A 24502-nucleotide genomic window follows, 5' to 3' on the forward strand; every position below is an offset into this window, starting at 1 on the left:
CAGCCTGTCAAGGATATTACTGGCTACACTCCCATGCCACACTCAGCCATAATCCCTGGTAGGGGGTACAAAAGGGGGGTTTGGGTGGGGTAAGTTCAGGTTAAGGGCGATGCTATGTGGAGTCGGTGGGCTACTGCCGCGAGTGGCTGTCTTGCATCGACAAATTCACTGTGAGCCCCAAGGCGTGATTGGCCTTATAAGCGTATAGCCCACAGCACCATTGCCCCAGAGTTCTGTAACCGCTATGATCCGTAGCGTCATGGAGTGTGTGATCAATGTCTCAGTGGGTAAACAGTTCCAGATTGTCGATGCGCTCAGCGAACGGTGTGCTCGCTCACTGCTCGATGTACATACGGATCGAGACTATGACCGGTCGGTCTTTACCTTGGCGGGCCCACACGTTTTTGCCGATTCCCAAGAACTGGCGCAAGGTGCGCTCGAGCTGGTGGACTTTCGGGGTTACACGGGTATTCATCCAGCCCTTGGCGCCCTGGACGTTGTCCCATTCGTCCCGTTGGCAGACGAAACCTTAACAGAGGCGGTTCATCTGCGAGACCGATTTGGCGCATGGCTGGCCCGCACCTGCGCGGTGCCGGTCTTTGTCTATGACGACGAAACCCCATTGCCCGTGGTGCGCAAAGGGGCGTTCGTGACGATCGAGCCGACGTGGGGGCCCCCGACGGTGGACCCTCGCGTTGGAGCAGCCTGTGTTGGATCGCGTGGCCTACTCGTCGCGCTGAATGTCAACATCCAAGCTTCGCTGTCACGGGCACAATTGCTCGCGCGAACGATGCGATCATCTCAGGTGCGCACGTTGGCACTGGTAGCTGGTGACCGGGTGCAGGTTTCGATGAATCTGATTAAACCGTTGACCTTTACGCCACTCATGGCCATCGCACAGGTAGCCACCATGGCGACACTGGACTCGGTCGAGCTGGTTGGCTTGTTGCCAGAGGCCGTCGTTGTCGGACACGAGGACGAGTACGTAGCAGCGGGGATCGATCCTTTGGCCACCATCGAGGCGCGATTACGTCGACAGATTGCGCATCCCTGACCATAGGAGCTCGGTAGTCTGTACTGCTCGCTTTGCAGCAAGGCGAACGCGAAAACGTTCACTGGGGTTACGCTCGATGTCGAGCAAATACGATCGCGCCGCACCATGGGCAAGCCCGATGAGCGCAAAGGAGACAAAGGCGCGGTAGGTGTCATCCTCAACGCCGGAGACTCGACTGGCGACGAGTTCGGCAATCCTTAGCTGGATATCATCAATCACCTGCTGAAATTGGTCATCTTGTTGTCCGCGGCCACCAAAGAGCAGTAGGTACGCCGAGCGATGATGTTGCACAAAATCGAAGAATGCGACGACGCCAGCACGAAGTCGGTCATGGGGTGGATCAACTGCCGCGGTCGCTGTCTCGATGTCGCGTGTCAGTTGTTCGCCTACCTCCCGTAAGAGCTCAAGGTAAAGACTTCGCTTCGAAGAAAAGTGACGGTAGATGATGGGCTTTGTCACCGACGCCCCAGTGGCGATCTCCTCCATGGAGGCAGCATCGAAGCCATGATCAGCAAACTGTTCGATTGCAGCAGCCATGATGACCTCGCGGCGGTTAGCGGCCGAGAGTCTTGCGGTGTGGGCGGGCGGCGATGTCATGTGAACTTGGTCTCCGTGCAGAGTTGAGGGCTAGCATCTACGATATATGGATTCAGAGACGCTCCTCGTAAATCAAAGTGATTGCATCGCAGAACTCACCATCAATCGGCCCGAACGCCGCAATGCCCTCGATTGGCCGACGCTCACCCGATTACGAGCGGAACTGACGGCGCTGGCCGCGGATCCAGAGGTCAAGGTGATCGTGTTGACCGGAGCCGGGGATCGTGCGTTTTCGAGCGGTGTCGATCTTGCTGGGATGGGTGAGGGACTGTCGCAGCGGGCGCTACATGACGCGCGAGCTGAAGTTGCCGCCGTCATTGAGGCCATGTGGAGTGCCCCCCAGCCGATCATTGCCAAGGTGCGTGGGTATGCCTTGGCCGGTGGCTTTGGCTTGGCGATGGCGTCGGACATGGTGATCGCGTCCGAGTCGGCCATCTTTGGAACTCCCGAAGCCGAGGTAGGGCTCTGGCCGTTCCAGATCACCGTTCCGCTGTTGCGATACGTCGCCCCGCGGCTCGCCCTGGAGATGATGCTGACGGCACGCCGTGTCGATGCGAGTGAAGCGCTTGAGAAGGGTCTGATCAATCAGGTCGTGGCCGAAGACCAACTCGACCAGACGGTGGCCGAACTCGCTGCGCGGCTTGTCGCGCTGTCGAGTGCCGCGACTGGCTATGGGAAGCGTTCCTTTTATGCCGTCACCGGCTCGATGGACCGAGAGCACTTTGATTATCTCGCGTCGCTGCTGACCCTCGTTAATCAGTTCGACGACGCGCACGAGGGACTTTTGGCGCGCCGCGAACATCGCCAACCGCGATTTTTAGGCCACTAGGCTGGCTCCTCATGGCACGACCCGTCGCACTCATTACCGGCATCACCGGTCAAGATGGTTCATATCTCGCTGAATTGCTGCTCGCGAAGGGGTACACCGTCGTCGGCATGCATCGACGATCGAGTACCCTGAACTTCGAGCGCATCCACCACATTCAGGATCAGTTGATTCTTGAGCCTGGCGACCTGCTTGATGAGGTGTCAATGATGCGGGTGCTGAGGATGTATCATCCAACAGAGGTCTACAATCTTGCGGCTCAGTCGTTTGTCCAGACGTCTTTCGGGCAACCGGTGCTAACCGGGGAGACGACGGCGCTCGGCGTGACTCGACTGCTTGATGCAATTCGGATGGTCGATCCTGAGATTCGCTTCTACCAAGCCTCGACGTCTGAGATGTTCGGGAAGGCTCAGCAGGTTCCCCAGTCTGAGCAGACACCGTTCTATCCCCGCTCTCCTTACGGCGTGGCAAAGGTCTATGGACATTGGATCACCATCAACTATCGGGAGAGCTACGGCATGCACGCTTCCTCGGGCATCCTTTTCAATCACGAATCCCCGCGTCGTGGCATGGAGTTTGTGACCCGTAAGGTGACCTACACGGTGGCCCAGATTGCTCTCGGGCTTGCCCAGAAGGTGACGTTGGGGAACCTCGAGGCCCGGCGTGATTGGGGTTTTGCTGGTGACTACGTGCAGGCCATGTGGCTGATGCTCCAGCAGGAGCAGCCATCGGACTATGTCATCGCGACCGGCGAAACCCACTCTGTTGGTGAGCTCTGTGAGAGTGCCTTCGCCGCTGCAGACCTCGACTGGCACAAGTTCGTTGAAGTCGATGAACGTTTCATGCGACCGGCCGAGGTCGATCTCCTCATTGGGGATGCCACGAAGGCGCGGCTAAAGCTCGGTTGGACGCCAACGGTGAGCTTTAACGAGTTGATTGAGACGATGGTCAAGGCCGACATCGAACTGTTGCGGGCTCGCACGCGGTGATCGTGTGACCGACTCGCCCCAGGGTCGACTCGTTGCTCGACTTCGTGACGTCACGGTACTGCTCGATCGTTTCCCAGCCCTGGTGCGTTGTGAATTCGACGCCTACGAGGGCGAGGTTATCTTTGTGCAGGGACCGAACGGTTCGGGCAAGACCACGCTGTTGCGCCTCCTTGGCGGGCTAGTTGAGGCGATGACCGGATCAGTCTTCGTCTTTGGGCGGGATCCAAAGACGGAGGCGCGAGCGATACGCCGTGAGGTCAGTTACCTAGCGCACGCTTATCAGATGTACGAGGAGCTTTCTGGACGCGAGAACCTTGAGTTCTTCGCGGCCACAGCCGGGTGCGACTTCGATCAAGCGCTCGAATGGACGCATCGGCTTGGCCTGATCGATCGTGACCTCGGTGCACGTTTTCGTGTCCTCTCGGCCGGACAACGCAAGAAGATCTCTGCCGCCATCGCGCTATCGCGCCGGTGTGAGCTGTTGTTAATCGACGAGCCCCATGCCCTGTTGGACCAGGTTTCAAAGGCGCGTTTAGACAGCGGATTCACGGAGCTAGCCAAGGCCGGTCGCACCGTGATTGTCGCCTCTCATGAGCTTGACCGCATCTCTGCGTTGGCGACACGCACCTATCGGATGTCCAATGGCTCGGCGACATTGGTGGAGAGTGCCTGATGTTGAGGACTGCCGTCGTGATGGCGAAGAAGGACCTCAGACTGGAATGGCGAGCACGGGTACTCTTGAACCAGGTGTTACCGTTTGTCTTTGTTGTGATCGTCCTGTTCGCCTTCGGCTTCGATGCCAAAGTCGAGATCCTCACGCAGGTGACGCCCGGGCTCTTCTGGGTAACGACCTTCTTTGGCTTGGAGTTGGCGGTAAGCCGTGCGATCGCCATCGAAGGCGAGAACCAGGCCCAAGTTGGCCTGGTGATGATGGGGGTGAATCCGCGGGGTATGTTTCTCGGGAAGGTCTTCGCGATCGTCGTCGAGGTCCTGGTGCTTGAGGTGGTACTGAGCGCCGGTATCGCTGTGCTGTTCAACTCCCCCTTGCACGAGGTGGCCCTACTGGCTGGCAGTGCCTTGATCGCCGACATCGGTGTTGCGACCGTCGGTATTGTGCTTGCGGGCGTCACCGAGGGGCTCGGCGGTAGCTTGTTGCCGCTGCTCTTGTTCCCAGTGGTCTCCCCGGTCTTGTTGTCTGCGACCAAGGTGTGGCAGTATGGTTTGGAAGAATCCCCGGCCAAAGCACTTCCTTGGAGTGAGCTGTTAGTCGGATTTTCACTTATTTATCTAGTTCTTGGCATTCTGGTATATGGTGTCGTCTTGGAGGGTTGAGATGAGTAGGAACGCAAAGCTCAAGCGCGGCGTAGGAATCACGGCGCTGGTCATGATCGCGATAACCTTTTGGTTGGGGCTCTATGTCACGCCGCCAGCTGAGGTGATGGGCAACCTGGTCAGGATGCTCTACATCCATCCCCCAATGGCCTGGATCGCCTACCTCGCCTACGGTATCACGACGGCGGCGAGCCTTCTTTATCTTTGGAAGCGTACGAGACGGCGCGAGTGGGATCTCATCGCTGCCGCGTCCGCGGAGGCTGGTGTCTTCTTCACTGGGCTCACCATCCTCACTGGCTCGATTTGGGGGCGTCCTGCGTGGGGTGTGTGGTGGACCTGGGATGCTCTTTTGACGTCGACGGCGGTGTTGTTCCTGCTGTACCTCGGATATCTGGCGCTGCGTCAGGTTCCGATGTCCGAGACCAAGCGCGGCGTTCGCTCAGCGATTGCGGCGCTGGTGGCCTTTATCGACGTGCCGATCGTCCACGAGTCAGTGTATTGGTGGAAGACGCTGCATCAAACCCCATCGGTATTGAACCCAAGCATGAACGTCGAGGTGCATGGTTCGATGGCTTGGACACTCCTCTTGGGCTTTGTCGCGTTCACGATGGCGTACGTCTGGATGGTCTGGACTCGTTACGAGACCTCGAAGCGGCAGGCTGAGCTCGCCGATCTCGAGGTTGAGCAAGCCATACTCGAGCGCCTAGCGGTCGAAGAGGTTCAACTATGAATCCGTACGTAGCGGCTGGTTACACCGCAGTCACCTGCTCGCTGGGTGGTTATGCAATCGTTCTTGGTGTTCGGTCGCGCCAAGTGAGGCTTCGTTTGGCCAAGCTGCGCGCAGATGCACAACAGGCCGATAGGCCGTTGGAGGACGCCTAAATGACGTTGGCTGACGAAGAATACGCGCAATGGAAGACGGTCGAAGGGCCAGGTCGCTCTCGTGCAAAGCTCGTGCGTTCGCTCGTGGTGCTGGGGGTCATCTTGGCGGCGCTTGGCTTCGTACTGTTCAAAGGTGCGACGAACTCGCTCGAGTACTTTCTGACGGTTCAACAGGCGAACGCGGCACGGGCCAAACTCGGCGATACTAGTTTTCGCATGGAGGGAGTCGTCGTGCCTGGCTCGGTCGATCCGACGCCGGCAGGGGTGGATTTTACCATTCGCTATAACCACGCCGAGGATCGTGTCACCGAGATCGGGAATCCGCCCGAACTCTTCCAGCCCAGCATTCCTGTCGTGATTCAAGGCCATTTCCAGGGCAATGTGTTTGTCTCTAGCTTGATCGAGGTCAAGCACAGCTCCAACTATGTTGCCGAGCACCCCAACCGGATCAAGGATGCCGGGGGGACGCAGAGCTGATGTTTGATGCTGCACTTGGGTCCGCAGGGCTCGTTCTCGCCTTCTTCTTTGGCTTACTCGGGACCATAGGGTTGTTTCTCGGTGCATATCGGCGCAACGATCGCCTCATGTCGGGTGCGAGGACGTTGTTGCTCATCGGGTTCGTCGGGACGATCGTCTCGACCATCGCGATGGAACAAGCGCTCATCAGCCATGACTTCTCCCTCGCCTACGTGGTCGCCAACAACTCCAAAGAGACACCACTGCTCTTCTCAATCACCGGCATGTGGTCGGCGTTGCAAGGGTCGCTGCTGCTCTGGGCCTTGGTGCAAGGCCTCTACATCGCACTTGTCGCGTTTGCCATGCGCCATGAGGCTGATCGTCGCACGGGTGCGGTCGCACTTGGCATACTCGGCGTGATCTTCACCTACTTCTCAGGCGTCCTTCTCTTTGCAGCCAGCCCGTTCTTGACCACGGTCGGGACCATTCCTGCCGATGGCCGAGGGCCAAACCCGTTGCTACAGGACTATCCTTTGGTTGCTATCCATCCGCCGATGCTCTACATGGGATTCGTCGGCATGAGCGTTCCCTTTGCCCTGCTCTCGGCCGCACTCATTACCGGTCGCCTCAACACTGATTGGATTACACGGGTCCGCAACTGGTCTTTGATCACCTGGGTCTTTTTGACCATTGGAATCGTCTTGGGCGCATGGTGGTCGTACCAGGTACTTGGATGGGGGGGCTATTGGGCCTGGGACCCGGTAGAAAATTCAGCCTTGCTGCCCTGGTTGTGTGGCCTTGCCTTCATCCACTCCGTCCTGATCGATCGTCGGCGCAAACGCATGGGGATTGCGAGCTATTCGTTGGTAGCGGCTGCCTTCGCACTCACCATCCTCGGAACCTACTTCACCCGATCGGGTGTGCTCCAATCGGTCCACGCCTTTTCGGACTCGAGCCTCGGGACGGTGTTGATCCTGTTCTTCGTGGCCGTCGTAGTCTTTGAGATCGGCCTTTCGATCTTTGCCGCCGATCGCCTCATGGGCCAGCCGCGCTTCCCGCTCCTCTCTCGTCCGGGTTCGCTGTTGATCAACAACGCCATTTTTGGGCTCCTGACGCTGGTGATCCTGGCTGGCACGGTCTACCCATTGTTCGCCCATTATTTCGATCACCAGACCGTCGATGTTGGTGCTCCCTTCTTCAACGCCTTTGTGATCCCGTTGTGTCTCGCTCTTCTCGCCATCATGGCTATCGGGCCGTGGCTCAACTGGCGAAAAACCCCCCCTGAACTCATTGGGCAGCGGCTGTTTCTGCCAGGCGCCGCTGCCGTTGTCGTGATCGCCATCTCGGCGTTTGCCGGCGTGACCGCGCTTGCCACCCTGGGTGCCTATGCCTTGGCGACCTTTGTGATCGTGTCGTCGGTCGTCATTATTTACGGCAATCTGTCGCGGGCCTCGGGGCGCAGAGCCTCAGCGATCGTCTCTCGCTCGTCGGCTGGTATGTTGACCCACATTGGCCTTGCGATCATCGCGATCGGGATGGCCTCGGCGACCACCTTTGGGCACCAAGGGTCGGTCAAGATGGTCCCCGGCCAGACCGTCCATGTCTACGGGCAGACGCTGACCTATGAGGGTGTCGAGACGGTGGTGACCCCTGCCAAGACCTCCTTCGAGGCTAACGTCGTGGTCAACGGTGGCAAAACTTATCATCCCGCCATCACCCAGTTCGGTACCTACGCTACCGCGGTCGGTACACCTGCCGTCAACGTTGGGCTCACGAGGGATGTGTACTTGACGATCGACGCAGCCCCGACGACCGATAAGGGCCCTATAACCCTTGGCATCGTTGTCCAACCATTGATCTTCTGGCTCTGGGCTGGCGCCGGCATTATGGTGCTTGGCGGCGTGCTGAGTGTGATCGGGATTCGTGAGCAAAAGCGTCGGCGTAGTGAGGCTGAGCGATCGGTCGAGACGCCGGTCGGGGTCGCGGTGTGAGCACGCTAACGGCGGCGGTCCGACAGCGACCGGTGTTGTCGATGGTCGGTGCCCTCATCTTGATGGTGATCATCTACTTCGCGGTCATTGCTGCCCAGTCCAAACCCGCGATCGACCAGATCTCGCCGTCGCCATTGGTGTATCACAAGGCGCCGGCACTCAGTGGCGAATCGCTCTATTCGAACTCGACGATCTCGCTGCGTCAGTTTCGTGGTCATTTCGTATTGGTGAACTACTTCGCCAGTTGGTGCTCGAGCTGCGCGTCTGAGGAGAAACAGATCGCTGCGCTCGCTCGAAGTTCAACGGTGCAGGTACTGGGTGTCGACTATGACGATACTCCTGCGGCGGCCAGACGATTCCTCTCTATTTTCCATGCACATTTCCCGGTGCTCCAGGATCCTAACGGCGGCGATTCGCTTCGTTGGGGTGTTTCGGCACCCCCCGAAAGCTTCTTGGTCGCACCCAATGGAACGGTGTTGGCTAAGGTTGTCGGTCCAACCACCGTCCGAATCGTGGATGCACTCGTGACGCTCGCGCAAGAGAAAGGATATTGATGGTCACCTCCACCAAGCATTCACGACGTATTCTGGTCGCCTGGGTCGTGCTCGTCCTCGTCGCCGTGGTTTCTGTCGGTTATGCGATCGCTAACACGCCTTCCACCAGTGCTGCTGGCCGGATCGTTACCCTCGAGAAGGAGGTACGCTGCCCGTCGTGTGGTAACCTCGCCGTCTACAACTCCAAGAGTGCATCGTCGTATTCGATCGCTGACTACATCCAGCACGAAGTCCATGATGGGGCTTCAAACGAACAGATCATCGACTCATTGGTGGCCAGCTATGGTGACACCATTCTGATGGCGCCACCAGCCAACGGCGTCGGGCTTTTCCTCTGGCTGCTGCCGATCGTTGTCGGTTTGGTGCTGGCCTGGGAGGTCTATCGTAGCCTTTCATCTCGAGCGAGACGCAGCGCGAACAGGGAGCGAGCGTTGGCACATGCCCCAATGGGATCGTCGATGACGATCGACGTTGCTCCAGGAGGGCCAAAATCTTCGCCAGGCATCGATGCTCGATCGGCGGCTGGACCGCTCGAGGGCGTGGCACAAGGCGAGGCGCTCGATGATGATCAAGTTGGAGCTAAGTCCGCAATTTCGGGCGAAATTGATAACCTCTCCGAGGGTGGTGGCGAGCGGGTCGCCGATACTGGTGACCCAGCGAGACCCCAAGAGACGGTAGAAGGCAATGAGAGCCCGTCTCGGACGAGTGCAAGGTCGGGCCACAGGCCGTTGTTCTCCCGCCGGTTGGCCCAGATCGGGGCGGCATTGATCTTGGTAGGAGCTGGCGCGCTGGGGACACTGCTCTTGACGCGATCGGGCTCCACAACCGCTCCCAGCCTCAGCCAGGAGTTGGCCTCTGGTGAGGCGTTGGCCGGGCTTGGGGCGGTTAAGCAGGCTCGAACGGAGTTCGACCATGTGTTGGCCACCTACCCCTCGGACCCAACGGCGCTCGCCTATGTCGGGTGGATTGACTTTAACCTTGCCAAGACCAAGAGTGCCAAGGCAGATTCGATCACGATCTTGGCTCGCGCGGCCCAACTCGGAGCCTACGACGCCAGTGCGCAGCTCTATTACGGGCTCGTGTTGTACTATGGTGAGGATAAGCCGGTGCAGGCGGTCGATCACCTCAACCGTTTCCTGGCTACCCATCCGAGCAAGACCCTGGTGACCCAGGCCTACCGACTCGCTAAGCCAGCCTACCTCGCGGCGCACCGGAAGATTCCTAACACCTTCTAGGTTGAACTTGCCAGGGAAGCTTCCAAATGCCTTCCAGGTGAAGGCCCAAGACGAGGAGTGGCACGTTGAGTTTCTTTGATCGTAACCGTAAGGAGTTGGAGCGTCGCGGGATCGCTCTTGATCGGCTGCCGCCCGGTCAGTATATGACCGACCGTTTCCCAGTACTCCACGCCGGTGAGGTGCCGATCTACGAGGACCTGAGCACCTGGACCCTCAAGGTTGATGGGCTGATTGCAAATCCGGTTGAGCTCACCTTTGATGAACTGGTGGGTCTTGGCCTTGAGGAGCGCACGACCGACATCCACTGCGTGACAAAGTGGTCGAAGTTCGATACCGTCTGGCGTGGCGTGCCGATTACCAAGATCATCGATTTGGTCAAACCTGAGGCTTCGGTGACGCATCTGATCGCGCACGCCGAGTACGGGTTTACTACCAACATCCCGTATCAAGATGTCATCGATGATCCGACCTGCATGCTGGCGGTGGCCTTCGATGGTGAACCGCTCGAACCAGAGCACGGCTATCCTGTTCGCTTTCTCTTACCGCATCTCTACTTCTGGAAGTCAGCCAAGTGGTTGCGTGGGCTCGAGTTTCGTGACTCTGATGCACCTGGGTTTTGGGAGCGTAATGGTTACCACAACTATGGCGATCCCTGGCGAGAGCAGCGCTATTGGGGTAGCTGATCGCTGTTGGAGAGCCGTGGGCTCCGGGCGCGAATGGCAATGCGGTTGTCACTTGCCGAATGAATACGGATGTTACAACCGCTCGTCCCTCCTGGATGGGGCTCGACGCGGGCGAGGTCACCGTCGATGGCGAGACTCTCGAGCAGGCCCTGGATGATGCCGCGCTCAGTCATGCATAGTACTGGGTGATCGGCCACCAGCGCCCCGAATGGGCAACTACGGTTTCTGAGGCCGAGGGTATCGTTGTGTGAGTCCTCTCGGGATGCAAACCCGCTACGAGTGAGGGCGTCGGCGACCAATTTCAGGCTGGTGGCGATGCTTTTGGTCGCCTCGTTCCCACTCATCTGTTGACCGATCTCGCGGCCGTAGTCGAGACCAACTTCGAAGGCAAGGCACTCGGCGCTGTCGTGATCGAGCATCGCGAGTGTTCGAGCGAGGAGTCGCCCAAGTAACGTGGCTTGCTCCCCGAGGCTGTCGACCAGCAAGGGTGCTCCGGTACTCTGGTACTGCTTTGATGGTCGACCTACCTGGGAGGGCGTCGAACGTTCAAAGGTCGCCTCCAGGTAGCCGCTGGCACAAAGTCGGTCGAGATGGTGCCGTGCTACGTTGGGGTGCAGTTGGAAGTGGCGCCCGATATCGCGGGCGGTGGTCGGCCCATACTCGCGAACGTGGAGGTAGATCTCTCTCCGGGTCGGGTCGCCAAGTGCTTGTGAGAGCGCATCGACTGCACCGTTGAAGGAGCCACCGAGGAGTTCCGTCGCGACCCTTGGTCCCCCATGGTGGGGCTTGCTACCCGGTGACGGACCAACGCCGCTGGCTTGGTGGTTCGTGCTGACAACAGCTGACTCAGGGGTCGGGGCAATCGATGGCTTGCGCTTGGTCGCCACCGCGTCTTCCTGGGCTGGGCTCGATGGAGATGTTGACTTCGTTGTTGTTCCCATGGGCACCTTCTCCTCTACCAAGACGGTAGCGGTATTGTTCCACTAGTTTAGTCACGATAGGTTCATTGCGCAGTGATGATGACAGTGGTAGGAGAGATCGATGGCAAAGGGCGTTGTTCAACAGGTCACCGAGCGACTGGGTGCGCTCATCGACGACGAGGTTGGTCGAAGCTTCGGCGAACTCGGTTTGGTCGGCCCCGTGACAAGTGGGCTACGGAGGTTGAGTGCAACCCTGTACTACGTTGGCGGTATGCCAGAGGTCACCGAGCGACTGCAGGAGGAGGCGAACGCAGCCGTAAGCGATCTGGCAAACGTTACCGTCGAGCTTCTTCCTCTCGACCCCACGGGTCAAGCGCAGTTGCGAGAGCGCCTCATGACACCTCCGATGCTCGAGGCGCGAGCATCACGAACCCCAGTGTTTTCGTTGCCTGGCGCGACCACCCGCGTGATTGGTGTTTCATCGGGCAAAGGAGGTGTCGGTAAGTCCTCGGTGACGGCGAATATGGCGGCCGAGCTCGTGAACCGAGGTAAGCGCGTAGGCATTCTCGACGCCGATGTGTATGGGTTCTCCATTCCTAAAATACTCGGGCTAGTAGCCATGCCTCGGGTCATCGACGACCTGATCTTGCCGCCAAAGGCTTTTGGGATCAAGGTGATGTCGCTGGGGTTTTTTGTCGAGGAGGATACGCCGGTGATCTGGCGTGGGCCGATGTTGCACAAGACGATTGAGCAGTTCCTGGTGGATGTGCTTTGGGGTGATCTTGACTATCTGCTGGTGGACATGCCACCGGGGACCGGCGACGTAGCGCTCAGCCTGCAACAGTTCCTTCCCCGCTCAGAGATCTTTGTGATTACGACACCGCAAGCCGCAGCCGTTCGCGTCGCCCAACGCTCGGCACTTGCGGCCAAGAAGCTCAAACTACCGGTTCGTGGCGTCGTCGAGAACATGTCCGCGTTCGTGACGCCAAACGGCGAGCGCTATCCCATCTTCGGACAAGGAGGAGGCCGACTGCTCGCTGACGAGCTCGGAGTCGAGTTGCTAGGCGAAGTTCCACTCACCATGGCGCTGCGCGAAGGCGGGGATCATGGTACGCCGGTGGTCGTTGGCTCGCCCGACGATGAGGCAAGCGAGAGTATTCGGGCACTGGTTGATAAGCTGGAGAGTCTAGGTCCGGTGAGACGATACCGAAGTGATCTCAAGGTCCAGGCAAAGTAGGAGGTAGATGTGGAGATTCGAATCGGACTTGGTGACGCTATGCGCGAGATCGAGATCGAAATGGATGAGGGTGCCGATCAGGCCAACGTCATCGAAGAGTTTACCAAGGCGCAAGCCGATGGCCAGGGGCTTTGGTGGCTGACCGATCGCAAGGGGAAAAAGGTTGGAGTTCCGGTTGCCAAGGTGCTCTTCATCGAGGTTGGCCCCAACAAAGAGCAGCGCAAAGTTGGCTTTAGCGCCTAGCGCATGATTGAGGAGCTGCTTCGTAAGCGACTGATTTTTGTCGCCGGAAAGGGCGGCGTGGGCAAGAGCACGGTAGCGGCTGCACTGGCTCTCTTGGGTGCACGTCGGGGGCTCCGCGTGCTCGTTGTGGAGGTCGATGGTAAGGGCGACGTCGCGGCGATGCTTGGGCTCCGCGACACCTCATTCACGCCCCACCTTGCGGCACCGAACCTCTGGGTCATGGAGATGGACACCGAGGCAGCGCTGGCTGAATATCTACGGATCTATGTCAAGGTGCCGTTCATCTCGAAATTTCCTGGCCTCGGCAAGATCTTCGATTTCGTATCGACCGCTGCCCCGGGTGTGCGAGAGATCCTCGTGGTAGGCAAACTGTGCTACGAGGTGCGCCAAGATCGTTACGATCTCATCGTGGTCGATCCGCCGGCCAGCGGCCATGTCGTCTCTCAGCTCGGGGTGGCTGGCGATGTCGGCGAACTCATCCAGCTGGGTCTGGTCAAGAATCAGACTGAATGGATGCTGAAGATTTTGGAGGACCCCCAACAGTCGGTTGCACTCTTAGTGGCGACGCCAGAGGAGACGCCGGTCGAGGAGGCGTTGGAATTGGCTGATCGGATTCGAGTCGAGACGCCGGTGCACCTCGAAGGAGCAGTGGTGAACCGGCGCTTTGATGGTGCCTTGGCTGGCGTCGAGCGTGAGGTAGTCGATGAGATCCGCAAGTATCGCGATTTAGTGGCTGGCCTCACCGAGGTCGTGGGTGCGTCGGATCTTTTTGCGAGGATCTGCCGCCGTCACGACAGAAATCTCGCGGTGCTTCGCGAGCAACTTGGGCATGCGATCAACGTCGCTACCATCGGCGAGTACTTTGGTATCTTTGAGCCCCACGAGCTTGTCGGGGAGGTTGCGGAGGTACTTGAGGTCGAGCTGTGGTGACGAACCTGCTTGAGAATTTGCTCGACCGAGAGCGCGTCTTCGTGGTCGGTAGTGGAGGGGTGGGCAAGACAACCCTGTCCGCGGCGCTCGCAATCAAAGCGGCGATTGAGCGACCCCTCAATGTCCTGGTTGTCACCGTTGATCCAGCAAAGCGGTTAGCGGGGACGCTCGGCGTTGCAGCGCTCGCGAACACTCCGAGGGAGGTCGAGCTTGCTGGGCTGGGTGCCAAGGGGCAGCTGTGGGCGGCCTCGGTCGACATGAAGAGTGCCTGGGATGATCTTGTGAAACAGTTCTCCCCTGATGGCGAGACTGCCGACAGGATTTTGGCAAGCCCAATTTATCACAACCTCTCGGCTAAATTCATCGGCTCCTATGATTACGCCGCGGTTCAGGTTCTGGCGGCATTGACCGCAGATGATCGCTATGACCTGGTGATCGTGGACACGCCTCCCTCACGCAATGCTCTTGACTTCTTGGATGCGCCGGCACGGTTGAGGGAGTTCTTCTCATCACCACTGCTTGCCCTCTTAACCCTTCCGCGCAGGACTCGCCTGTTTTCGGCGGCGACTCGACCCTTCTATCTGGTTGCTGATCTCGTGCTCGGGTCCGCATTTTTGACTGATCTTACTGATTTCTTCTCGGACTTTGCCAAGCTCGCCCCGGGTTTGGTCGAGCAAAGCCGTTCCTTCTCTGAACTGCTCACAGTGCCGGCCACCGGGTTCGTAGCGGTTGCAGCGCCCTATGGCCCCTCGGTGGACGAGGCTCATCGTTTGTTGGAGGCGCTGAGGGCGAGAAATCTCAGTGCTGTTGCCTTTATCGTGAATCGATCCTTGCCATCCTGGTTCTTTACCCCTGATGCGCAAGCGGCGCGAGAATGGCTAACCAACGAAGCTCCGGATATCCTCGCCAGTGTCCTTGTCGATAATGCCAAGGCGGCTGCTGCGGTCCTTCGTGTCACCTCAGAGCTTGTCTTTACCCACGAGCAGTTCGCGCGAGCCCGAGGTCGCGAGCTTATCGATGCGTTGCGCGACGTCGGTATCGATCTCTTCGAGGTCCCGATCGCGGAGCCTGATCTCGACTCACCAGAGGCGCTCGCTGCCCTGATTACCTCTGCCGTTGGGGTTCAACCTTCGAAGCAAAGTCAAGATACGGCCGCGCATGGCCCTCGATGATTAGCCAAATGCCCAATGCGCTGATTGGTTATGAGAGCTATCTGCGACGTTGAACCTGTGGATTACGCGCCGTCATTGGGCTCATCAACTGGACTACTTCAGGTTGTGGCCTTAAGGATCCGGCGCCCGCTGGCTAGGCTAAAGGTCATGATCGACTATCACCTGCATCTTTGGTCACACTCTGCCAAGGACAGCTCAGTTACGCTGGCCCAACTCGGGGCATATTGTGATAGGGCGAGTTCCCTGGGGGTCCAAGAGATCGCAGTGACCGAACACTTCTACCGCTTCCGACAGGCTCGATCGATCCTCTCCGGCTATTTTCTCCGCTACCCTGAGAGCCCCATGCGCGACCTGATGGAGAACTATTGGGAGCGTAACTCAACAGCAGACCTTGACCAGTACGTCGCGGTCGTCCAGGAGGCAAAGGCGGCAGGCCTGCCGATCAAGATGGGGCTTGAGGTCGATTACTATCCCGAAGCTATGGAGTCGGTGAGTTCGTTCCTGGCTGGTTATCCCTTCGATGTCCTCCTTGGGTCGGTGCACTGGATTGAGGCTTGGCCGTTCGATCATGTCGATGACCCAGTGGTCATGGCTGAGTGGGAACGAATCGGTGTGGAGCCCGCGTGGGCTGCTTACACCCGAGCACTCGAGGAACTTGCAGCGACTCGCTCGGTTGACGTGCTGGCACATCCCGATCTGGTGAAGGTGGCTGGTCATCGGCCCTCGGTGCCTACCGAGTATTACGATCGGATGGCTGAGGCTGCGGCCAACACGGGTGTCGCGGCTGAAGTCTCCTCGGCTGGCCTGCGTAAGCCGGCTGAGGAGATCTACCCGGCACCGGCGCTGTTGGAGCGATTCCTTGCGCGAGGCGTTCCGTTAACCACCGCCTCGGATGCACACGGCCTCGGCGACGTGGCCGATCGTGCACCCGCCATCAAAGAGCTACTCACCTCGTATGGGGTACAGGCGCTGTGTCATTTCGATCAGCGTGTCGGTTCGGCGATTGCGATCTAGCCATGTTAGAGCGTGATGCCTCTTCGCTGATCGAATCACGCCGTGCCTACCTTGGAGAGCTGCTTAGGTTCTGGGGGTTCTTGGCGGATCTTGGTTTTAGCGACCTAAGCATTGCGCTGCCGATTGAGAATCAAGATGGGCGACGGGCGCGCTATACGATCATTTCGCAGGTGCGTCCTGCGACCTCGCAGACGGCTCACCCAGGTGATTTAATCGGCATGCAGTTCGATCTCACGGAGGGTTCGCCCATTCATCGTTGCTTCCACCAGCAAGAGATTGTTCGCGAGAATCGGTTTGACCCACCAAGTGCGCGCCAAATGACGTCGTGGTTCATCCCACTACGCCAAGATGGCGAGGTCTTTGGGGTGATGATTCGCGATCAGCTCAGTGAGCGGCACCGCAACCCAGGAGAGCTTGAGTCTACGTATCTCAGCCTCTTTGATCAGTTCATGGACATGATGATCAACGGTCGGTTCCCCTATCCGCCCAGCGAGGTGGAGGAGGCACCACGTGTCGGCGATGGCGTCTGCGTGCTTGATGCCAATGAACGACTGCGATTCCTCTCGCCAAACGCGTTGAGTGCCTTGCATCGACTGGGCTATGCCAGTGTGCGGGTAGGCATGAATCTCTCGGAACTCGGCCTGCATATTCAAGCGCTGCAACGAGCTGCGATGCTGCAATCCCCCGTCTTTGAAGAGGTTGAGAAGTCACGCGGGGTCACGGTGACCTTTTACTGCTTGCCGCTCTATCGCAACAATGCAAGCACCGGTTATGTGCTGCTGTTACGCGACGTCACCGACCTGCGCCAGCGCGATCGTTTGCTGGCATCCAAGGACGCTACGATCCGTGAGGTTCACCATCGTGTGAAGAACAATCTCCAGACCATCTCCTCGCTGCTCAGCCTGCAGGCGCGGCGCCTTTCCAACGGGGAGGCCAAGCTCGCTCTGGGCGAAGCTGAACGTCGCATCCGCTCCATCGCTTTGGTGCACGAGTTTCTCTCCCGCGACGTCTCTGAAGAGGTAGAGATTGATGAGGTGATCGCAGCACTCATCCATTTGGCGCGCGAGTCGAAGTTGCCGGGCCGTGAACTCGAGATCGTTCTTGAGGGATCGGCTGAGCGGGTCGATGCCCAGCGGGTGACGCCGCTGGCGATCGTCTTGGCGGAGCTGATCCAAAACTCGCTCGAACATGGATACGGAGCTGATCGCATCGCGCTCAAGGTCCGTGTTGTCCTCGAACGACACCCAAAGGATCTTTGGGTGGAGATCGCTGACGATGGCGTCGGCTTTCCAGAAGATCTGGTGGAAGCGAGTGCGAACTCACTCGGTCTCGCGATCGTGCGCGATCTGGTCACCACCCAACTCGATGGTGGGATCACCTTTGATCGAGCCCGTGGAGGTGGGGCGTTGGTACGGCTCCGAATCCCGGTGCTCACAAACTCACGGTCGTGATTCCATCAAGTGCCGAACGGGCGATAGGCTAGTACACGTAGGAGAGATCCAGAAGGGTAGGTATACGCATGAAGATAGCGGTATGCGTGAAGCAGATTTCTGATCCGTCTGAACCGCAGGCGATCGACCCAACGACGATGCGTCTGACGCGTGGTTCCAAGGCAATCCTTGACGACTCCGACGCTTACGGCGTCGAGATCGCGCTGCGTCTCGCAGAGGCTGGGGGCGGTGGCGAGGTGGTACTCATCTCTATGGCGCCGAACCAGGAGGTCCAAGGGGTGCGAACTGGGCTCGCCATGGGTGCCGCCAGCGCCGTGGTGGTGAGCGACCCACTGCTCGCTGGGGCCGATGCATTGACGACTGCGAAGGTGCTGGCCTCGGTCGTTCAGCGCATTGGAGCCGATTTCGTGATTGCGGCAACCGAGTCTACGGACGGCTACACCGGTACTGTCCCTGCGCAGATAGCTGCGCTGTTGGGCTGGCCAGCGCTGACGTTTGCCAAGCAGATCGAGCTTCGTGGCTCTACACTCTCGATACAGCGTCAGACGGAGGATGGCTATGACGTTGTTGAGGCGGACCTGCCGGCGGTCGTGAGCGTTACCGCGGGAGTGGTTGAGCCTCGATACCCCTCGTTCAAGGGAATCATGAGCGCCAAATCGAAGCCTGTTGAGCAGCTCAGTGTTGGAGATCTCGGTTTGTCGATATCCATCGATGAGCAGGTCATCTCCGTCACGGACGCCCAGGCCCGTGCCGCTGGCCAGATCGTCGAGGACGACGGGACGGCTGAAGTCGAGATTATGAACTACCTGACCCAGATCAAAGTACTCTAAGGAGACGTCGAATGTTAAACAACTGTGTGATTGTAACCGAGCCTCAGGGTGAGGGACTCGCTCCGGTCTCGTTCGAACTAGCCACGATTGCCCGTACGATCGCCTCGAAGGTAACGGCGGTCGTCTTCGGGGTCGACGCTTCATCGGTAGCCGCATCACTGGCCAACTACGGAGTGACCGAGATCGTCTCACTTGGTGATACCGATGGGCATCTCCCAGCGGTGATGGTTGCTGATGCGATGCGCGATCATATCCAGTCGGCGCAAGGAACGGACGTCGTCCTGGTAGCTCAGTCGTACACCGGTCGTGACGTGCTTGGACGCCTTTCGGTCCTGCTGGATGCCCCAGTGTTGACAAATGCGGTTGGGGTTCGAGAGGCCGACGGGAGCCTCGAAGTCGAGAACTTGGTTTTTGGTGGTGAGAAGGTGGTCACGTCGACGATCTCGGCACCGATTCGCCTCATCGCGGTTCGGCCCAAGAGTGTCGCGGCGGAGCCAGCCGTGGCCGCCTCTGAGCCGCAAGTGCAGCAGGTGTCACCGAGCGCCGACGTGAAGGCGAATCGTGCTGTCATCGTCTCCAGCCACGTTGAAGAGCGTCAGGGACCCAAGCTTGATGAAGCCGAGGTCGTCGTCTCGGGTGGCCGTGGACTTGGCAGTGCTGAGAACTATCGTTTTATCGAAGAGCTCGCAGGGCTCTTGCACGGAGCAACGGGGGCATCTCGTGCCATCGTCGATGCCGGTTGGGTTCCCTATGCCTATCAAGTTGGCCAGACAGGCAAGACGGTCAAGCCGAACCTCTACCTCGCTGTTGGAATCTCTGGCGCCACCCAGCACATGGTCGGCATGAAGGGTGCGAAGAATATCATCGCCATCAACAAGGACAAGGACGCTCCAATCCTGCAGATTGCCGATCTTGGCATCGTTGGTGACGCCCAAAAGCTGCTTCCTCGTTTGATCGAGGCGGTTCGCCAAAAGGCGGGGGCCTAAGGGTCGTTGTAGCTCGACATCGGTGCCACTTGGCCGTCGGTATTCGTCTTCATCGTTGGACGGTTGGTGTTCACGCCCAGATCGTTGACTCGCGCCTCGTGGCGTTGAGATTGCTTGATGTCAGCGGCGAAGGGGGCCGTTGGGGTGGCTCGATTCGATACATTGGTATTGTTGACTACTTTCAGTTGACCAGAGGAGGTTGTGTGATTGTAACGAGCTCATGCGATCTGCCGGGCTATCGTATTGAACAGGTTATTGGTCCAGTGTTCGGGCTGACCGTTCGCTCGCGCAATGCATTTTCCCAGGCGGGTGCTGGATTCAAGTCGATGTTCGGTGGCGAGCTCAAAGGCATGACAAAGAACCTCGAGGACTCGCGATCCCAAGTGATCGAGCGCATGGAGGCCAAAGCCGAGGAGCTTGGCGCCAATGCGGTCGTTGCGTTTCGTTTCGATACCTCAGATATGGGTGGCACCTGGACCGAGATTTGTGCCTATGGCACTGCGGTGGTGGCAGCGCTGTTGAGTGCCTAACGATTTGGCTCGTCGCGATGAGGTTGTTAGCGATCTGAGTACCGTGACTCTCGGGTCGGTGGCGCCGTCGCCAACGACCCTCAGTACGCCAGGCTCCCTGATCAAACGAGTGGCCAAGGGTATGGTCGCTCATCGACGTCGAGATCGATGAGGGTGGCCATCGAGCTCAGCACCCGCAGGCGGTGCTGGAGCGTTCGGCATTCGCGCTGAGTCAAGAGCTCCCCAAATTCTGGATCGAGGTCGCTTGCCGCCTGTCGCAGGGCGTCAACAAGATGCTCATCCAGTGGTGCCGCTCCGAACTCCCAGATGACGGTGCGCAACTTTGGCTCATTATGGAAACAGAGGGCATTGTCGATGCCCCAGAGATGGTGCTCTCGGTCGATAAGGAGGTGTCCAGCCTTTCGATCGGCGTTGTTGGCCACGATGTCGAAGGCGGCGATCTCAATAAAGCGTTCTTGTAGGGTTGGATCGTCGTAGAGGTCGAAGTAATGTCGTTCAAAGTCAGCGTCGACAAAACTTTGCAGTGAGCCGCGCCCGAATGGAAGGTCATCGCGGACAACGATTGGCGGTATAAAATCGAGGCCGAGTTGGCGGGCTAAGATATAGCTCGCCCGTTCTCGTCGGTCGAGACCGGCGTCAAAGTCCCGGAGCGGGCGCTCCAGCGACTCTGGCTTGTAGATGGCGAGCTTGCCATCGCCTTTGAGTTCCACGAGAAGCGCTCCATTGGAGCTGGTCTGGATTTGTCCAAGGACCGTGACATCGTCGTTGGTCAGCTCCTCTTCGGTAGCTAGAGACTCGGGGCGCGGTGGCCGTTCGTTCTCGGGCATGCATGTCCTTCTGGGTCGAGGGGGTAGCCACACAAGGGACATGGTGGTCGGCCCTGTTCGACCAATCGAGTAGCGGTAATAGCGAATTGAGCCGCCTGCTCTCGGGTGATGACGCAGCGCGCCGTGGCAGGCTCCTCATCGGCGAGTTCTTCGAGTGCAACCTCGATGAGTTCGGTGACAGCGTCAACTTCAAGTTCAATCGAGCCGACGATCCATGCTGGAGTCACATCTCCGACCAGAGCTGTCTCGCCGGTGAGTTCGTGTGGGCGCGATAGCTCTTCAACGGCGGTCGTGAACCCTTGGATCATGGCCAATACCTGGGCTTTTTCAACCTTGAGCGTAAGTAGCAATGGTCCAGCCCCAATCTGGAGTAGAAAAACGCGATGGCCGGGTTCGCCGATTGTCCCAACGGTGAAGTGGGTAGCGGCGCCAAAGTCAATCGATTCGCTCAAGCTGCTGGTCCTTTAGTCAACGATCCTGTGTTGAGAGAGTCTAGGTTGATGCCGGTCTCGCCAACGACGAAAACGGTCATGGAGGCGGTGGCCACCGAGATCCGATGCATCTGGTCGAGATGCATGCCGAGGGCCTCGGTGGCTAGGATCTTAATGGGATCTGCGTGAGTGAAGCCGACAACGGTCTCACCTTTGTGTTTCAAGCGCAGTTCGGCGACGAGGTCGAGCATGCGGGTGAGGACGTCTCGGATTGCCTCTCCGTCAGGGAAGCGAAAGTTGCCGGCTTGGGCCATGAGCTCGCGCCATGCTGGCTTGCGATAAAGCTTGGTGAGTGTGGCTCCGGTCCACTCACCAAAGTCACACTCAATGAGTCGCGGCTCGACGATCGGCGTCAGGTTCAGCCGTTCACTGAGTGGGTGGGCAGTCTCTTGGGCGCGTTCGAGTGGCGAGGTGAGGAGGGAGGCGACGTTCTTGAATCGTGTGGGAAGCTGATCAGCGATCGCCATCGCCTGCTGGAGGCCATAGTCAGAAAGGTGCAGCCCAGGAGCCTGTCCAGGCAAAACCTTGCCGGTGGTCGGCGTGGTGCCATGTCGCACCAGAATGAGTCGAGTTGGGGTCGCCGCGGTCAGTTGCTTAGAGCCTCTCAACGATCATCGCCATTCCTTGGCCACCTCCAACACACATGGTCTCAAGCCCATAGCGCCCATTGGTGCTCGACAACCCGTTGAGCAGTGTCGTCATGATGCGAGCACCTGTCATGCCGAAGGGATGGCCCAGTGCAATCGCTCCACCATGGGGATTGAGCTGATCATCGATGGAGATATGTGTCTCACGAGCGACCGGGAGTACCTGGGCGGCGAAGGCCTCGTTGAGCTCAACGATGTCCATCTGTTCGATCGTCAGTCCAGTGAGGGCCAAGACTTTGGCGATCGCCTGGATGGGGCCAACACCCATGATTTCGGGAGCAAGCCCAGAGACGGCACTGCCGACGATTCGAGCGAGCGGGGTCAGACCGAGCTCATTGGCTAGCTTGTCTGACATCACCACGACACCCGCTGCACCGTCATTGAGCGGGCAGGAGTTGCCAGCCGTAACGGTGCCATCTGGGAGGAAGACCGGCTTGAGCTCGGCGAGCTTGGCGATGGTCGTGTTGGGTCGTGGGCCATCGTCTCGGCTGACGACGCTTTGGTCGCTGAGGGTGACGGGCAGGATCTCTCGATCGAAGAAGCCAGATTCCAGGGCAGCAACCGCACGGTCTTGAGAGAGCTTGGCGTAGGCGTCCATGTCTTCCCTCGTGACATTGAATTGTCTAGCGACGTTTTCGGCGGTCAGTCCCATTGGAATGTACATGTCGTTGAGATAGTCGGGTCGGGCCTTGTCGGTAAAGCGGGGGTTCATATCCTCTGGGTCGAAGCCCTTGAGCGAACACCGCGTCGTGCTCTCGACACCGCCAGCGACAAAGACCTCGCCTTCGTTTGCCTTGATGGCGTGGAAGGCCATGCGTATCGCCTGAAGGGAAGATGCGCAGAAGCGGTTGACAGTGGTACCCGGTACGGTGTCGGGTAGACCGCCGAGCGCGGCAACGTTGCGGCCCAGATTCATGCTCTGCTCGCCGTGTTGAAGCGCGGCACCCCAGATCACATCGTCGATCCGGCTCGGCTCGAGACTCGGCAGGCGACGCATCAGCTCGGCGATAACGAGACCGGAGAGGTCATCGGGGCGCTCATTAACAAACGAGCCCTTAAACGCTCGGCCAATTGGGGTCCGTACTGCGGCGACGATAACGGCTTCTGACATGCTATTGCTCCTCCATACGATGATGCTATGTTGACGTTGGGGTGACCGGTTTGGCCAAGAGGTGGTTGGCGGTGGCTCTATTGCGTCGATCCGGCGTCGGTGCGGGATAGGCCGCGCGGTGCGAGGCTAACGAGACGGAGCCATGGCCTCACACAGCCGAAGAATTCTCGCGGCGTGCCCCGTTGCCTTCACGGCATAGAGAGCATGGGCGATGGTGAGGTCGGGATTGAGGATGAAGGTTGATCGGATCACGCCGACCACTTTGCGCCCGTAGTTCATCTTCTCGCCGTAGGCCCCCCAAGCCGTCATCACCTCCTTGGTCGGATCGGCCAAGAGATCAAAGCCGAGATTAAAACGCTCGGCAAATCGCAGGTGACTCTCGACGGAGTCGGGAGAGACACCGACCAGGCCGATGTGAAGGTCACGGAGCTGATCGCCGATTTCGTTCAGATCCGTCGCCTCGAGTGTGCAGCCTGGTGTCATATCCTTTGGGTAGAAGTAGACGATGCTTACCTTGCCGGCAAGCGACTCAAGGCAGGTCACCGAGGAATACTGGTTTGGGAGACAAAACGATGGGGCACGATCGCCCGCTGCAAGTCGTATGGTTTCGGCCATGGCTCCAGGCTAGTCCATCACGGGAGTATCCGGTAGTCGGGACGATGTACACGATGCGTGCTTTCGTCTAGGCGTGATGACCATCATCTTGATTACAAAATTTGCTATAGTGGTGGCCATGGAACTTGTGTGGGCCCTGTTCTTAGTTTGTATGGGATTGTACGCGACGATGTGGATTGGCTACATGCGCAGGGAACGCCGGGCAAGTTTTACGCTCGTGCTCAACAGCTATCCCCAATCAGCACGGCGTCATTGGCGAAGAGTCGTTAGGGTCAGTCGCCGGTCAGCGACGTCACCGTCAGGCTTTGAGACTGCAACCAGCGAAATCCCCGCCGCCTTCCTGCGAGCCGAAAAAATGCGACTGGAGTCGGGTCAGCGAATGCGCCCCTTGATTCTGGTGACGGCCGCTGTCCTCTTCCTGGCTGAGGGAGTTGTGGGACTCGCTGGACCGAAACCTTCTCCGCTTGTCGGTGATCTGTTGACGAGCGTCTTGTTTTTCATCTTCGCATTCGCGGCCTGGGTGCGCGGGCGATCACGCGGCTGGACACCAACCCATCGTGGTGTGATAGGGAGAAGAATCGCTTACTATGACCTGTTACTCAACGCGCGTGGTCACTAGATCCGGCGGCTGAGATCGAGCCAATGAGATCTGTCATATCTCTGGGTGTTTGTCGAACTGGGGGCCAGACCCGAGGGTAGCGTTCCTGACGTGGCTGACGTTGCGATGTCTGCCTTCTTTGCGCCAGAAGGTACTCGTCGGAGGGTGAGGCGAAATCACCCTTCGAGCACGTTTTGGGTCACACTACTGATACGGCTACGTTGATCACTCTTGAACATAGTTTGCCATCATGTCGCTAGAGCAAGGTCAGTACCTATTGGGTTGTGGCACAAGAGCTTAG

The 24502-nt window shown here is 58.7% G+C and carries 29 protein-coding genes; 22 read left to right on the forward strand and 7 right to left on the reverse strand.

The window, feature by feature from the left end:
• Positions 1–244 precede the first annotated feature (244 nt).
• Positions 245–1054: a hypothetical protein gene (locus MP439_09490; protein ID MCI2976292.1), complete on the forward strand. Its 810-nt coding sequence runs from the start codon at positions 245–247 to the stop codon at positions 1052–1054.
• Here the strand turns inward: MP439_09490 and MP439_09495 are convergent.
• Entirely contained in the window at positions 1028–1651 is a 624-nt protein-coding gene (locus MP439_09495; protein MCI2976293.1) for a TetR/AcrR family transcriptional regulator, read from the reverse strand. The genes MP439_09490 and MP439_09495 overlap by 27 nt on opposite strands.
• A 46-nt stretch (positions 1652–1697) precedes the next feature.
• Between MP439_09495 and MP439_09500 the strand changes: the two genes are divergently transcribed.
• The 11 genes from MP439_09500 (at position 1698) to MP439_09550 (ending at position 10599) form a co-directional block, all read left to right on the forward strand.
• Positions 1698–2480, forward strand: a complete 783-nt coding sequence (locus MP439_09500) for an enoyl-CoA hydratase/isomerase family protein (protein MCI2976294.1) — start codon at positions 1698–1700, stop codon at positions 2478–2480.
• Between the two features lie 11 nt (positions 2481–2491).
• Positions 2492–3466 (forward strand): GDP-mannose 4,6-dehydratase, encoded by a 975-nt coding sequence (gene gmd, locus MP439_09505; protein ID MCI2976295.1) that lies wholly within the window; start codon positions 2492–2494, stop codon positions 3464–3466.
• A 4-nt stretch (positions 3467–3470) separates the two neighbouring features.
• On the forward strand, positions 3471–4139 hold the full coding sequence (locus MP439_09510; GenBank protein MCI2976296.1) for an ATP-binding cassette domain-containing protein: 669 nt from the start codon (positions 3471–3473) through the stop codon (positions 4137–4139).
• On the forward strand, positions 4139–4798 hold the full coding sequence (locus tag MP439_09515; GenBank protein MCI2976297.1) for a heme exporter protein CcmB: 660 nt from the start codon (positions 4139–4141) through the stop codon (positions 4796–4798). The genes MP439_09510 and MP439_09515 overlap by 1 nt, the downstream gene beginning before the upstream one ends.
• Position 4799: 1 nt before the next feature.
• Positions 4800–5528: a cytochrome c biogenesis protein gene (locus MP439_09520; protein MCI2976298.1), complete on the forward strand. Its 729-nt coding sequence runs from the start codon at positions 4800–4802 to the stop codon at positions 5526–5528.
• Positions 5525–5680, forward strand: coding sequence for a hypothetical protein (locus tag MP439_09525; protein ID MCI2976299.1), 156 nt, complete (start codon positions 5525–5527; stop codon positions 5678–5680). The genes MP439_09520 and MP439_09525 overlap by 4 nt, the downstream gene beginning before the upstream one ends.
• Complete coding sequence (locus MP439_09530; protein MCI2976300.1) at positions 5681–6157, forward strand: cytochrome c maturation protein CcmE; 477 nt, start codon at positions 5681–5683, stop codon at positions 6155–6157. It abuts the gene before it with no gap.
• Positions 6157–8127, forward strand: coding sequence for a heme lyase CcmF/NrfE family subunit (locus tag MP439_09535; GenBank protein MCI2976301.1), 1971 nt, complete (start codon positions 6157–6159; stop codon positions 8125–8127). The genes MP439_09530 and MP439_09535 overlap by 1 nt, the downstream gene beginning before the upstream one ends.
• On the forward strand, positions 8124–8681 hold the full coding sequence (locus MP439_09540; GenBank protein ID MCI2976302.1) for a redoxin domain-containing protein: 558 nt from the start codon (positions 8124–8126) through the stop codon (positions 8679–8681). Before MP439_09535 ends, MP439_09540 begins: the two co-directional genes overlap by 4 nt.
• Positions 8681–9916 (forward strand): cytochrome c-type biogenesis protein CcmH, encoded by a 1236-nt coding sequence (locus tag MP439_09545; protein ID MCI2976303.1) that lies wholly within the window; start codon positions 8681–8683, stop codon positions 9914–9916. Before MP439_09540 ends, MP439_09545 begins: the two co-directional genes overlap by 1 nt.
• 65 nt (positions 9917–9981) lie before the next feature.
• Positions 9982–10599, forward strand: a complete 618-nt coding sequence (locus tag MP439_09550; protein MCI2976304.1) for a sulfite oxidase-like oxidoreductase — start codon at positions 9982–9984, stop codon at positions 10597–10599.
• Here the strand turns inward: MP439_09550 and MP439_09555 are convergent.
• Positions 10584–11540 (reverse strand): helix-turn-helix domain-containing protein, encoded by a 957-nt coding sequence (locus MP439_09555; GenBank protein MCI2976305.1) that lies wholly within the window; start codon positions 11538–11540, stop codon positions 10584–10586. The genes MP439_09550 and MP439_09555 overlap by 16 nt on opposite strands.
• 100 nt (positions 11541–11640) lie before the next feature.
• Between MP439_09555 and MP439_09560 the strand changes: the two genes are divergently transcribed.
• The 9 genes from MP439_09560 (at position 11641) to MP439_09600 (ending at position 19912) form a co-directional block, all read left to right on the forward strand.
• Positions 11641–12756 (forward strand): Mrp/NBP35 family ATP-binding protein, encoded by a 1116-nt coding sequence (locus MP439_09560; protein MCI2976306.1) that lies wholly within the window; start codon positions 11641–11643, stop codon positions 12754–12756.
• A 9-nt stretch (positions 12757–12765) separates the two neighbouring features.
• Entirely contained in the window at positions 12766–12999 is a 234-nt protein-coding gene (locus MP439_09565) for a DUF3107 domain-containing protein (protein MCI2976307.1), read from the forward strand.
• A gap of 3 nt (positions 13000–13002) precedes the next feature.
• Complete coding sequence (locus MP439_09570; GenBank protein ID MCI2976308.1) at positions 13003–13929, forward strand: AAA family ATPase; 927 nt, start codon at positions 13003–13005, stop codon at positions 13927–13929.
• Positions 13926–15101: an AAA family ATPase gene (locus MP439_09575; protein MCI2976309.1), complete on the forward strand. Its 1176-nt coding sequence runs from the start codon at positions 13926–13928 to the stop codon at positions 15099–15101. Before MP439_09570 ends, MP439_09575 begins: the two co-directional genes overlap by 4 nt.
• A 147-nt stretch (positions 15102–15248) precedes the next feature.
• The gene (locus tag MP439_09580; protein ID MCI2976310.1) at positions 15249–16115 is read left to right on the forward strand and encodes a histidinol-phosphatase; all 867 of its coding nucleotides are present in this window, start codon (positions 15249–15251) and stop codon (positions 16113–16115) included.
• Between the two features lie 2 nt (positions 16116–16117).
• A complete protein-coding gene (locus MP439_09585) occupies positions 16118–17566 on the forward strand; it encodes a sensor histidine kinase (GenBank protein ID MCI2976311.1) in 1449 nt (482 codons plus the stop codon).
• 68 nt (positions 17567–17634) lie between these two features.
• Positions 17635–18396 carry an electron transfer flavoprotein subunit beta/FixA family protein gene (locus tag MP439_09590; GenBank protein ID MCI2976312.1) on the forward strand — a complete coding sequence of 254 codons (762 nt, stop codon included), beginning with the start codon at positions 17635–17637 and terminating at the stop codon, positions 18394–18396.
• 11 nt (positions 18397–18407) lie between these two features.
• Entirely contained in the window at positions 18408–19382 is a 975-nt protein-coding gene (locus tag MP439_09595) for an electron transfer flavoprotein subunit alpha/FixB family protein (protein MCI2976313.1), read from the forward strand.
• 203 nt (positions 19383–19585) lie between these two features.
• Complete coding sequence (locus MP439_09600) at positions 19586–19912, forward strand: YbjQ family protein (protein ID MCI2976314.1); 327 nt, start codon at positions 19586–19588, stop codon at positions 19910–19912.
• Positions 19913–20013: 101 nt separating this feature from the next.
• Here MP439_09600 and MP439_09605 read toward each other — a convergent pair whose 3' ends face one another.
• From MP439_09605 to MP439_09625, 5 genes are all read right to left on the reverse strand, one after another.
• A complete protein-coding gene (locus tag MP439_09605; GenBank protein ID MCI2976315.1) occupies positions 20014–20739 on the reverse strand; it encodes an SCO1664 family protein in 726 nt (241 codons plus the stop codon).
• Complete coding sequence (locus tag MP439_09610; GenBank protein ID MCI2976316.1) at positions 20700–21191, reverse strand: DUF3090 family protein; 492 nt, start codon at positions 21189–21191, stop codon at positions 20700–20702. Before MP439_09610 ends, MP439_09605 begins: the two co-directional genes overlap by 40 nt.
• Positions 21188–21838, reverse strand: coding sequence for a histidine phosphatase family protein (locus MP439_09615; protein ID MCI2976317.1), 651 nt, complete (start codon positions 21836–21838; stop codon positions 21188–21190). Before MP439_09615 ends, MP439_09610 begins: the two co-directional genes overlap by 4 nt.
• A complete protein-coding gene (locus tag MP439_09620) occupies positions 21825–22988 on the reverse strand; it encodes an acetyl-CoA C-acyltransferase (GenBank protein ID MCI2976318.1) in 1164 nt (387 codons plus the stop codon). The genes MP439_09615 and MP439_09620 overlap by 14 nt, the downstream gene beginning before the upstream one ends.
• Positions 22989–23114: 126 nt before the next feature.
• Positions 23115–23603 (reverse strand): peroxiredoxin, encoded by a 489-nt coding sequence (locus tag MP439_09625; GenBank protein MCI2976319.1) that lies wholly within the window; start codon positions 23601–23603, stop codon positions 23115–23117.
• Positions 23604–23721: 118 nt separating this feature from the next.
• On the opposite strand from MP439_09625, the gene MP439_09630 reads away from it, so the two are divergent.
• Complete coding sequence (locus MP439_09630) at positions 23722–24222, forward strand: hypothetical protein (GenBank protein MCI2976320.1); 501 nt, start codon at positions 23722–23724, stop codon at positions 24220–24222.
• The last annotated feature ends 280 nt before the right edge of the window (positions 24223–24502 follow it).

This window comes from Ferrimicrobium sp., assembly GCA_022690815.1.
GTDB lineage: Bacteria > Actinomycetota > Acidimicrobiia > Acidimicrobiales > Acidimicrobiaceae > Ferrimicrobium.